At 61.1% G+C, this 730-nt stretch carries 1 protein-coding gene; it reads left to right on the forward strand.

Features of this window, described 5'->3' with window-relative positions; translation table 11 throughout:
- Window positions 1-119: 119 nt before the first annotated feature.
- On the forward strand, window positions 120-730 hold a 611-nt coding region (locus tag EN906_RS36105; RefSeq protein WP_164777706.1), incomplete at its 3' end, for a DMT family transporter.

Here is a 730-nt window from a genome sequence, read left to right on the forward strand (position 1 = left end):
GTACCATTGTGTCCGAGTTGTGATCCATAGTCACAGGTGATCCTCGATTTGGTCGTTTGTCAACTGGCCTGGAATGGCGTTTTCTGCCTTTCAGGACCGAAGAATGCGAGGGCAGTGAGATGAATGCAATGACGGGCACGTTGAATTCGACACAGCGGATGGACACCACGGCAGCCATTGCTGTCGCGCTGACGGTGGTTGGTTGGGCCTCCGCCTTTCCGGCGATCCGCGCCGGTCTCGCTGCCTTCGGACCGCTGGAACTCGGCGCGTTGCGCTTTGCCATCGCCGCGGTGCCGGCGGCGATCTTCCTGGCCATCAAGCGCCCGGCGCTGCCAAGGCTCGACGAAGTGTGGCGCCTGGTCTTTGGCGGCGCCATCTTCGTCGCGCTCTACACCGTCATGCTCAATTTCGGCGAACTGACCGTCTCTGCCGGTGCCGCCGGCTTCATCATCAATGTCAGCCCGATCTTCACCGCCATCATGGCGATGGTCCTGCTGGGCGAGCGCTTTTCGGGCATGGCCTGGGCCGGTACGGTGATTTCCTTCGCCGGCATTGGCGTCATCGCCATGGCCGACGAGAATGGACTGTCTTTTAACACCGGTGCTCTTCTGGTGCTTGGTTCGGCCTTGTGCTCGGCCGTCAACACCATCGTCCAGAAGCCGCTGTTTGCCCGCCATCATCCGTTGACCATCTCCGCTTCGAACATGGTGCTCGGCGCACTATGCCTGGC

The organism is Mesorhizobium sp. M7A.F.Ca.CA.004.06.1.1 (assembly GCF_003999135.1).
In the GTDB taxonomy this organism is placed as follows: domain Bacteria; phylum Pseudomonadota; class Alphaproteobacteria; order Rhizobiales; family Rhizobiaceae; genus Mesorhizobium.